Raw genomic sequence first — 10,049 nt, forward strand, 5'->3', positions numbered from 1 at the left:
TCATCAAAGCGCATTCCTCCCGACACTGACCCTACGGGTACAGTGCGGGGCTCCTGCGATTTCTAGCTGACATTCTACGGTCGTTTTATAGTCATTTTAGATAGGAATGAAACATTTCTGTTGTATTGTGTATTGGTTCCTAACTCCCCTCTCCCAAAGGAAGAGGGGCTGGGAGTGGTCGCAGAAGCTGCACGGAATGCTTGAGGAGTGTCTCAATCTAGTTTGGAATGACTATAGTCCTCAGATTGGGGTCTTTCGCGCAATTCTGGCGAGACTGGGATCTTGGCCAGGCTGGATAAGGCCCACCGATGCCTTTTGCACCTGCTGGACTTCTTGCAAAAGCTGCAAGTAAAAAGTCCGTCGTTCCCAATCCAGATCTCGGAGCCCACAGCCCGGCTCTCGATGGTGCAGGCAATCGCGAAACTGACAGGCGCCCAAGCGATCCCTTACTTCGGGGAAGCACCGTATCAACTGCAAAGGATGCACCGGCGGGATCCCTTCGCCAGCATTGAATCCCGGCGAATCGGCGATCCAACCGCCTTCCGGCAAAGGAAACAGCTCCACATGGCGGGTGGTGTGCCGACCATGGCCCAAACGTCTGGAGACGGCCTGAGTGGCCAGCCGAACGTCCGGCAGCAGCCGATTGAGCAAGCTGGATTTGCCCACCCCGGAAGGGCCTGTCACCACCGAGATCTGATCTCGACAGCACTGTTGCAACTGGGGGATCCCAGCTTGGGTGTGGGCACTGACCAACAGAGGCTCATATCCCCACCTCTGCAGACGCTCCACCCAAGTTGTCGCCACTTCTGGATCCACGCAGTCGCATTTGTTCAACACCACCTGAACCCGCAGTTGGCTGGCCTCGGCTTGCACCAGCAGACGACTGAGGGCGTTGGGCTCAGGGTCGGGCTCGGCCAGGGCCACCACCACCAGAACTTGGGTCGCGTTGGCAATAGCGGGTCGAGGCAGCTGAGTGCGCCGCGGCAGGATCGCCTCGATCACCCCCCGCTCCGGCCAGAGGTCGGCGGCAGCAGGCGGCAAGCGCACCTCCACCCAGTCCCCCACCATCACCTGCTGGCCCGTTTTTTTCAGCTTGGCCCGACAGGTACAGAGAATCTCCGCCGGGGTGGGCTTTTGAGCCGGAAACTGAGCCGGGATCTCGGGAAAAAGGGCGGCCAAACTCGGATCGATCCGCACGCGATAAAAGTTGGCCTGCGCTGCTCGCACCCAGCCGGTACAACTGGATCCCGGATCCCCCTTTCCTTCTGGTTTCACCGGGTTCATGGCGACGCAGGTGTGCCGCGACGCACCCAGAGAATGTGATGGCCTTCGGGGGCAGCCGCCTGTCCCTCAATCCGATGCCCGGCCATGGCTAGGCTGTTGGGCACCTGCTCCAGGGGTTCTCCTGCATCCAGCCACAGCTCCAGCAGTTCTCCAGGAGCCATGCGCTCCAGGCGCAGCTTCGCCCGCACGTAGTTGAGTGGGCAAGGGATCCCGCGCTGGTCAAGGATAAACTTGACCTCTTCCGACGAAACAGCCTCTGCAGTCATTCTTCCTCACGCTCCCGGTTGCCAGGCATCTGGGCCAGCCCCCGCAACAACCCGCCCAAGAAACCATCCCGCTTGTTGATGCGTTCTCCGTGCAGCTCAGCCAGGCGCATGAGCAATTCCCGCTCTTCTGAGCTGATGCGGGTGGGGATCTCCACCACCAAGGTGATTTGGTGGTCGCCCCGAGACATCGGGTTGCCAATGCGAGGTACCCCCTTGCCCTCCAGGGTCAGCACTGTACCCGGCTGGGATCCGGCTGGGATGGTCAGCTCCACCTCCTCCTCCAGGCCGGCTTTCGAGTCCACGGTGGGCACAGAGACCTTGGCCCCCAAGATGGCCTGCAAATAGCTCACCCGCACCTCCGAGAGAATGGTCAGGCCATCTCGCTGGAAGTCGGGATCCGGTTCCACAAACAGGTAGACGTAGAGATCCCCGGGCGGGCCACCGCGTCGACCGGCATCGCCTTCCCCGGAAACCCGCAAACGGGTGCCACTATCCACGCCGGCTGGGATGTTGATGCGCAGTTTCTTCGTGGTTTGGGCCAAGCCCTCGCCATTGCAGTTGTAGCAGGGCTCTTCCAACACCTGACCGCTGCCACCACAGGTGGGACAAACCGAGACCTGAGTGAAGTTGCCGAACGGCGTGCGGGTTGCCCGTCGCACCTGACCGCCGCCTCCGCAGGTGGGGCAAGTTTTCACCTCCGTACCGGGCTTGGCCCCGCTGCCCCCACAGACATTGCAGACCTCCAGGTGGCTGATGCGAATTTGCTTTTCGCCGCCGAAGATGGCTTCCAGAAACTCCAGTTTTAGGTCAAAGCGCAGATCATCGCCCCGTACCGGCCCCTGGCGACTGCGGGCATAGCTGGCTCCTGCCCCTGCAAAGTTGGTGAAAAAGCTCTCGAAAATGTCGGCAAAGCCACCCATCCCCGCAAAATCCTGGAATCCACTTGCTGCCGCAGCAGCTCCACTCAAACCCGCTTCTCCAAAGCGATCGTAGCGAGCTTTTAGCTCATTATCAGAGAGCACCTCATAGGCACGGTTGATCTCTTTGAAGCGCTCCTCGGCGCCTGGCTCCTTGTTGACATCCGGGTGGTACTTACGAGCCAACCGTCGATAGGCGCGCTTGATCTCCTCTTTGGAGCTATCGCGGCTAACCCCCAAGATTTCATAGTAGTCGCGAGCCATAGAAGCGCTTCAGAAGAGGTTAAAGATCAAAACATCAGACACACTTGAGATGCAACTTGTCAGGCAGCACAACCGAAGCAGACCTACAAGGCACCGGAGCTGGGGGAGAGCAAGCAGTTGCCTAGAATCCTCAGCGAGCTCCATAGATCTCGCTACCCATCTCCAGCAGGACAGCCCGCAGTTCTTCCATTGCGTTCCGTAAAGTTGCTAAGTCTACGTTATCATTTGCCAGCAATGCCCTCAATGTGCCCGCCACTTGAGCCCCCCGCTGGATTCGAGCTTCGCTGAGGCGATTGCCATGCTCCTGCAGGGTTTTGTCGTAGTTGTAGAGCAGGCTATCTGACTGGTTGCGGGCTTCCACCAACTGCCGCCGGCGCTGATCTTCTTCGGCATAGGCCTCCGCTTCCCGACGCATTCGCTCGATCTCGCTGCTGCTCAAGCCACCGTTGTTGGTGATCTTGACGCTCTGCTCGATTCCTGTCCCCTTTTCCCGAGCCGAGACTTTCAAGATCCCGTTGGCATCGATGTCAAAAGAAACCTCGATCTGGGGCACCCCACGGGGAGCCGGCGGGATCCCGGTCAGCTGAAAGCGGCCCAAGGTTTTGTTGTCTTTGGCCATGGCCCGCTCTCCCTGCAGGACGTGAATCTCCACCACACTCTGGCCATCGGTGGCAGTGGAGAAAATCTGGGTTTTACTGGTGGGAATGGTGGTGTTGCGCTCGATGATGCGGGTGAAGACTCCCCCCAGCGTTTCCACCCCAATCGAGAGAGGGATCACGTCCAGCAGCAGTAGATCTTTCACTTCTCCACCCACCACGCCTGCCTGGATGGCAGCGCCAAGGGCCACCGCCTCGTCCGGGTTGACGGAGCGATCTGGGTTTTTTTTGAAGATTTGCCGAATTTTCTCCTGGACAGCGGGAATACGAGTAGAGCCGCCCACCAGCAGCACGCGGTCGATGTCTGCAGGGGAGAGGCCAGCATCCCGCAGCGCCTGTTCTGTAGGCTCCACGGTGGCCTCCACCAGATCCCGCACCAACTCCTCAAACTTGCCGCGGGTCAGCTCCACTTCCAGGTGCTTGGGCCCCGAATCGTCGGCGGTGATAAAAGGCAGGTTAATGAGTGTAACCTGGGTGCTGGACAGCTCAATTTTGGCCTTCTCAGCAGCCTCCCGCATCCGCTGCAGGGCCATGCGATCCCGCGAGAGGTCGATCCCTTCCGTCTCCAAAAACTGACGGATGAGCCAATCGACAATTCTTTGGTCGAAGTCATCCCCCCCCAGGTGGTTGTTGCCGGCAGTCGCTTGCACCTCAAACACGCCGCTGCCCAGTTGCAGCACCGAGACATCGAAGGTGCCGCCACCCAAATCGAAAACCAGAATGCGTAGGTCTTGATCTTGTTTGTCTAGGCCATAGGCCAGGGCGGCTGCTGTCGGCTCGTTGATGATGCGCAGCACCTCCAGGCCGGCAATGGTGCCCGCATCTTTGGTGGCCTGCCGCTGGGCATCGGTAAAATAGGCGGGAACGGTGATCACGGCTTGGGTCACCGGCTCCCCCAGATAGGCCTCCGCATCGGCCTTCAGCTTTTGCAGGATCATGGCGGAGATCTCCTGCGGAGTGTAGGCGCGATCTTGCACCGCCACTTCCACCATGTTGTCTCGACCGGGGATGACTTTGTAGGGAACCCGCCTCCGCTCATCTTCGGTCTCGGCAAAGGTGCGGCCAATGAAGCGTTTGATGCTGAAGATGGTGTTTTCAGCATTGGTAACCGCCTGGCGCTTGGCCAGTTGGCCCACCAAGCGGGTGTTGTTCTTGGCGAAGCCGACAATGCTGGGGGTGGTGCGCCCTCCCTCGGCGTTGGTGATCACAACGGGCTGACCACCTTCCAAAACCGCCACGCAACTGTTGGTGGTTCCCAGGTCAATCCCGATGACTTTACCCATAGCCCCCTCTTCCCGTGCGCCAAGTCTCAACCCAAGAACGCGATTCCACGGATCTTAAAAGCATTCTGCCCAGAATCCCGCAGAAACCTTCAGACGTTGCTTTCGTCTCCGTAGCTTTACTGTAGCGTTTCTGAGACTGCTCTGGCTCTGTTTGTCAAGGTTCAAGTGAGCAAGTTCGGCTAGGAAGGTTGGGGGTTTTGGGGAGAGGCGGGCGTGTTTTCCGGACCAGCTTCGATGGTGGCTTGGGCTGGGGGGGATGGTTCAGAGCTGGGGCTGCCCGCCGAGACGGCTACCATGGCATGACGGATCACCAAGTCCCCCAGCTTGTAACCTGGCTGATATTCGACGGCTACCACATCTTCAGGATAGTCTGGGCTGGGCTGACGGGCTATGGCTTCGTGCAGGTTGGGGTCGAAGGGCTGGCCCACCGATTTCATGCGGGAGACGCCCATCTTCTTCAGGCATTCCACCAGCAGGCGGTAGACGCTCTGGTAGCTGTTGTGCAACTCCCGCTCGCGGTCGGTTTCCAGCTTCAGCTGCTGCTGAGCCCGCTCAAAGCTGTCCACAACAGGCAAGATCTCCAGCACAAATTTCTGCCGTTCTTTTTGGCTGAACTCTTCTTTTTCCCGCTGGGTACGCCGCCGGTAGTTTTCAAAATCGGCGTAGAGGCGCAGGTAGGCGTCTTCTTTCTCTTTGAGTTGCTGGCGGACAACTTCCAACTCGTGCTGGAGCTGCTTGAGAGCTTCACCGGGATCTGGAGAAGGCTCAGCTGCGGTTTCTCCGGAGGAGGTACCGGCTTCTGCTTCGCTATCTTCCAAAATCAGCTTCTCCAGCTCTGCCTCTACGTCGATCTCTTCTTCCTGTAGTTCAGGATAGGTATCTTCTGGGGCCATCGGTTGCTTCTCTTCGGCAGTCATGGGCGATGTCGGCAAGTGTTAGCAATGAGCAGTGACTCGGATATCCCCAGTTTGGCAGTTTCAAAACCGCCGCTGCACTCAGCCAAACCAGGCTCTGTGTTGATCGTATTCTACCGGGTTCTCTTTCAGCCAGTTGAAGTCAATATCTTTTCTTTCCTAGCCGACCAGCAGATGTTCCCGTGGCCGGCCCAGGCAATCGGGGAAGTAGATCTTGGCCAAGTCGGGGATTAGGCGCCAGTTGGGGCTGTAGATGGGTTGAATGGGGGAGTGGGTGTGAATATAGTAGACCAGAAAGTCGCGGATGCTATCGGCTGAGATCCACAGGGTTTGGGCTTCTTGGAACATGCTGTAACCGCCGCCGCCGCCGGCTCGGTAGTGGTTAATGGCCAGGCGAAAGGTCTGTGCTGGTTCCACCGGCTGTCCGCGGAATTGTAAGGTCACCAGGCGCTTTCCTACGGGGCGGGTGAGATCGAAGCAGTAGTCGATGCCATGGTAGAGGTCGAAGGTGTAGCCGCGGGCTTCGGGGGCCACGACGGCAGCAGGATCGGCGGGAAGGTGATTGGGATCCAACTGGCGAAAATAGCCGGCAGTCTGTTCCAGGGCGCGCCGCAGAATATCTCCGGTGATCTCCAAAACGCAGAGGGTGTTGTCGTAGACGGTGAGGCTGTAGGCATCTTGCAGGGAGATGGGGCCTGCTGACAGGCCGGCGCTGCTGCAGATGTTGACCAGGGAGAGCTCTGCGGGGAATCCTGCCTCCCGCACTGCTTGCAATTGGGCCTGATGGAGCAGCTCTGCCAGAGGGTTGGCCCCCAGACGGGCTGCCAGACCGCCGCTATAGGCAGAACGGGCTTGGCCAATGGGCTGACGGATGTAGCGCAGGGTGGCTTGATGATAGGGCTCTGTCAAGGCCAAGAGTTCGGGATCGGGAGGGATCCCTTCGGCGGAGAGGAGCTGTGCGCTTTTGCTGATGATTTGCCAGCGGCTGCCCTGGCGCTCCAGCTCCAGGGATACCTGGGAGAGGTGGCTGCCCCAATAGCCGGGCTGCACCACTAGAGCTGGGGATCCCCCCAGACCGGCGATGGTCTGGTGGGTATGGCCGGAGAGGATGACGTCAATGCCGTCCAGTTCGGCCAGGGCCAACAGTTCGTTTTCCCCTGCCAGGCTTTTGTTGCTGCACCAGCCGGAGCGATCCGGGTTGTGCCAATGCTCAGGGGTGCGCAGGGGGGGCAATTGGTTGGGGCCGCTGTGCAGGATCAAGATCAAAACATCCACCTGAGGTCGCAGCAGCGATAGGTAGTGTCGGGCGGTCTCCAACAAGGGGGCAAAGCGCAGCCCCGCAATGTAGTCGGGGCGCTCCCAGGTGTCGATGCGGGGGGTGGTCAGCCCCAACAGGCCGACGCGAACCCCGGCCAATTCCCGGATCAGGTAGGGCTGGAAGAGGGGATCCCCATTCTGGCGGAGGATGTTGGCGCAGAGCACCGGACAGCGGAGATCGCCGATAAAATCCTGGAGAACTTGCAGCCCAAAGTTAAAGTCGTGGTTGCCGGGGGTAAAAGCGTCGTAGCCTAGGGCGTTGAGGGCATGGGCCAAGGGGTGGGGAGAGACGCGCTCCACCTGCGCATAGTAGGTGCCCAAGGGGGATCCCTGAATGGTATCGCCGCTGTCGATGAGTAAGACGGGATCCTCACTGGCAGCTCGCACGCGCTTAATAAGGGTGGCCAGCTTGGCTAGACCGTGCTCCGCAGGGATCCCGGTGAAGTAGTTCCAGGGATGTAGATTGGCATGGAGATCCGAAGTGTGGAGAATTGTTAATCGCATTCTCATATCATAGCCAAAGTCAAAGCCCAACCCAAACTCGTCAGCCCAGCAAGAACAGCACCTGCACACAGCCCACCAAAAAGCCGAGGAGGCCGCCTAAGTTGACGATGGCCTGGAGTTCTTGGCGCACAATCTGCTGGATGGCCTGCTCCAGGTCGGCAGGGGAGGTGGCGTTGACTTTATCGGCAATGACCTGATCCAGGTTCAACACCGGGATCACCTGCATCATCAGGGATTCGAGATCCCGTTCTAGGTAGCGCTCCAAGACCAAAGCCAGGTCGGCGCTGATCTGATCGATGGAGGTGATCAACGCCTTGGAGTTGCGCAGGCGTCCCAACACCAGGCTGGCCACTTTTTCCCAATCGATGGTCTCCCCCAGCCCTTTGATAACCTCTGGCCCTTGGCTGCGCAGGTAATCTTGGATCCCGTCGCGGAGGGCACGGCGCAACTGACGCACGGCGGAAACCGGCAGGTTTTGCAGCGAGAGGTTCTGCAGGATCTCGGTCAGGCGGCGGGAGGCGTTGATGTCTTTGAGCAGATCTTCCAAGATGGCTTCTGCCCCTTCCGGCTCTTCTAGACAATAGGTGCGCAGGCGCAACAGGGCATTTTTCAGGCCGAACAAGTTGGCCACCACCCAGTAGGAGCCGGTCGCTCGTTCACGAAACTCCTCATCAAGGGATTCGATGTTGCGATCGGTGAGAAAGTCCACCAAGTTCTGCCGCAACACCTTTGGGGGCAGCGCCTGCTTCAGGATCCACTCCGAGAGCTGCTTAGCCTGCTCGCTGCTGAGGCGCAGCTCCAGCAACACTTGGTCGAACAGTTGGTTAATGGGCCCTTCCAAAAAGGTTTCTTGACGGGCCAGCACCTTCACCAGGCGGGGCAACGACTCGTTAAACAGATCGGCCAAAATGCGCGCCAACACCTGGGCGGTTTGCTGCTGTTGCTCAGGGTTTTGCAGCCGATCCAGAGCTACCCCCAGCAGCCAGCGGATCCCAGCTTGCATGCGCTCGGTTTGCAGCAGCTTACGGGCCAGATTGTGCAGTTCCTCCGGCGTGAGCAGGGATCCCATGATGGTCTTGGCGATCTGCTTGGCCAGACGAGGCTGGTTCTGCGGGATCAGGCCGGGGGTAAAGGGGATGCGCCAGCCGAAAACCCGATAGGGGCGGTAGGGCCGGAACAGCATTTTGATGGCAATGTCGTTGGTGAAATAGCCGATCACCAGCCCGGCCAGCGGGGGCACAACGTAGATCCAGAAGGCCATGGAACCAATGGAGGGGGCTCTCTTCTACTCTACCGAGCTGCCCCGAGTCACTTCAGCCAGCCACAGGGCAAAAGAGGGTTGGCCAGTTCATTGGATGATCAGGCTATCGGTCAGTTCCAGCTCCACCAACGTATTGGGCTGCAGCGTCACCACCCGGTCAATATTGGTACTGCCTGCCGCAGCGCCGGCCAAGCTGCCGGCCAAGATCGGCAAAAAGCCCCATCCCCCTGTGAGAATTCCCAAGGCCAACCCACCTGCTGCCCCATAGCCTGCCCCGCGGGCTACAGTTGTGCCGACATCGGCGTTGCGATCCAACCCGACTGGTAGCGGCGCAGATTGGCCTCTCACCAAGTAGGTGGAAGAGCCGATGGTGAGGCGGTTGGCCACAAAGCGGCTGCCGACGACCCGCTCTTGGGGATCGGCGCTCTCCGCCTCCCGGCCAGACAACTTCAGTTCTCGGTAAACCGGCTCAAAAGTGCCCCACACCACACTCCCTGCCGGGATCACCACCTGGCCAAAGCGATCCACCACCGGCTCGGAGACTTCCAGGTGGCCGTTAATGGCCTGGTAGGGCTGGAAAGTGATGGGGCGGTAGACCGTGAGGAGAATACGGGTGCCGGCAGGCAGCTCGCCCCGCGTGGCTCCAGGGAGATCCCCACCTGGGCTGAGGTCGGGCCGACGTTGATAGGAATAGGCCTCGCCTTGGGGGAGTTGTCCACCTGGGGCCGCTTGAACGGGCACCACCGGGATCGGATCCAAGGCCGGAGCTGTGGGATCCAGCGGCATTTGCGGCACCTGAGGTACAGGCGGTAGGGCCGGTGGGGCGGCAGAGCTGGGGGAGGGCGGAGCACTCAGCAAGGGCAAGGTAGGGACGGGATCCCCCCTGGGGGGCACCGGCTGAGGGGTGAACTCGAACTGCTGAGCAGCAACCGGGGTAACGGCACCGGCTATCAACACCCCCCAAAAGGAACTCCTCTGCAACAAATGCAGGAACGGCTGCAAGGTTGAGCTCATGGATCCCATCCGGTCGCAACTGGCAGTAGCTTAACATCCTGCCCCGCTTGTGCCCACTAGATTTAGTAGGTATTAAGGGATCGGAAGCTCTTAAAACACTATTGAGCCTGTTCGGGGTCTGGATCGAGTTTTCCCTAGGGGCTGGGGGAAGGAGAAGGAGTCGGTCCGCCGGGATCCCCTGGCTGGGGGGCTGGGGATTCTGGCTTAGGAGACTCTGTAGCCTCACTCTCCTGAGCCTCGGGGCTGGACTCCGGCTTGGGTTCTGCAGGAGACCGTCCTTCTGGAGAAGGAGAAGGTGAAGGCTGATACATTTACGCTGAACACTGCTGAACATCACTGTTCAACTATGCAGCGATAGCATTCTGTTTG

The 10,049-nt window shown here is 59.5% G+C and carries 8 protein-coding genes; all 8 read right to left on the minus strand.

Features of this window, described 5'->3' with window-relative positions; translation table 11 throughout:
- Positions 1–240 precede the first annotated feature (240 nt).
- Positions 241–1,284, minus strand: coding sequence for a ribosome small subunit-dependent GTPase A (rsgA, locus tag NW840_RS10020; RefSeq protein ID WP_414344005.1), 1,044 nt, complete (start codon positions 1,282–1,284; stop codon positions 241–243).
- Positions 1,281–1,550 (minus strand): sulfurtransferase TusA family protein, encoded by a 270-nt coding sequence (locus NW840_RS10025; protein WP_414344006.1) that lies wholly within the window; start codon positions 1,548–1,550, stop codon positions 1,281–1,283. Before NW840_RS10025 ends, rsgA begins: the two co-directional genes overlap by 4 nt.
- Positions 1,547–2,731: a molecular chaperone DnaJ gene (gene dnaJ / locus NW840_RS10030; protein ID WP_414329167.1), complete on the minus strand. Its 1,185-nt coding sequence runs from the start codon at positions 2,729–2,731 to the stop codon at positions 1,547–1,549. Before dnaJ ends, NW840_RS10025 begins: the two co-directional genes overlap by 4 nt.
- Positions 2,732–2,861: 130 nt before the next feature.
- Positions 2,862–4,670 carry a molecular chaperone DnaK gene (gene dnaK / locus NW840_RS10035; RefSeq protein WP_414329166.1) on the minus strand — a complete coding sequence of 603 codons (1,809 nt, stop codon included), beginning with the start codon at positions 4,668–4,670 and terminating at the stop codon, positions 2,862–2,864.
- A gap of 179 nt (positions 4,671–4,849) precedes the next feature.
- Positions 4,850–5,587: a nucleotide exchange factor GrpE gene (gene grpE, locus NW840_RS10040; RefSeq protein WP_071818179.1), complete on the minus strand. Its 738-nt coding sequence runs from the start codon at positions 5,585–5,587 to the stop codon at positions 4,850–4,852.
- A 156-nt stretch (positions 5,588–5,743) separates the two neighbouring features.
- Entirely contained in the window at positions 5,744–7,405 is a 1,662-nt protein-coding gene (locus NW840_RS10045; RefSeq protein WP_414344009.1) for a bifunctional metallophosphatase/5'-nucleotidase, read from the minus strand.
- Positions 7,406–7,445: 40 nt separating this feature from the next.
- The gene (locus NW840_RS10050) at positions 7,446–8,666 is read right to left on the minus strand and encodes a DUF445 domain-containing protein (protein ID WP_011434466.1); all 1,221 of its coding nucleotides are present in this window, start codon (positions 8,664–8,666) and stop codon (positions 7,446–7,448) included.
- 87 nt (positions 8,667–8,753) lie between these two features.
- Positions 8,754–9,680 (minus strand): hypothetical protein, encoded by a 927-nt coding sequence (locus tag NW840_RS10055; protein WP_414344011.1) that lies wholly within the window; start codon positions 9,678–9,680, stop codon positions 8,754–8,756.
- Between the last annotated feature and the right edge of the window lie 369 nt (positions 9,681–10,049).

Source organism: Synechococcus sp. R5-13 (assembly GCF_047462015.1).
GTDB lineage: Bacteria > Cyanobacteriota > Cyanobacteriia > Thermostichales > Thermostichaceae > Thermostichus.

Coding starts and splice junctions, on each gene's coding strand:
- NW840_RS10055 (WP_414344011.1), bottom strand. CDS start 9,680: ATGAGCTCAACCTTGCAGCCGTTCCTGCATTTGTTGCAGAGGAGTTCC.
- dnaJ (WP_414329167.1), bottom strand. CDS start 2,731: ATGGCTCGCGACTACTATGAAATCTTGGGGGTTAGCCGCGATAGCTCC.
- rsgA (WP_414344005.1), bottom strand. CDS start 1,284: ATGAACCCGGTGAAACCAGAAGGAAAGGGGGATCCGGGATCCAGTTGT.
- dnaK (WP_414329166.1), bottom strand. CDS start 4,670: ATGGGTAAAGTCATCGGGATTGACCTGGGAACCACCAACAGTTGCGTG.
- NW840_RS10050 (WP_011434466.1), bottom strand. CDS start 8,666: ATGGCCTTCTGGATCTACGTTGTGCCCCCGCTGGCCGGGCTGGTGATC.
- NW840_RS10025 (WP_414344006.1), bottom strand. CDS start 1,550: ATGACTGCAGAGGCTGTTTCGTCGGAAGAGGTCAAGTTTATCCTTGAC.
- grpE (WP_071818179.1), bottom strand. CDS start 5,587: ATGACTGCCGAAGAGAAGCAACCGATGGCCCCAGAAGATACCTATCCT.
- NW840_RS10045 (WP_414344009.1), bottom strand. CDS start 7,405: ATGCGATTAACAATTCTCCACACTTCGGATCTCCATGCCAATCTACAT.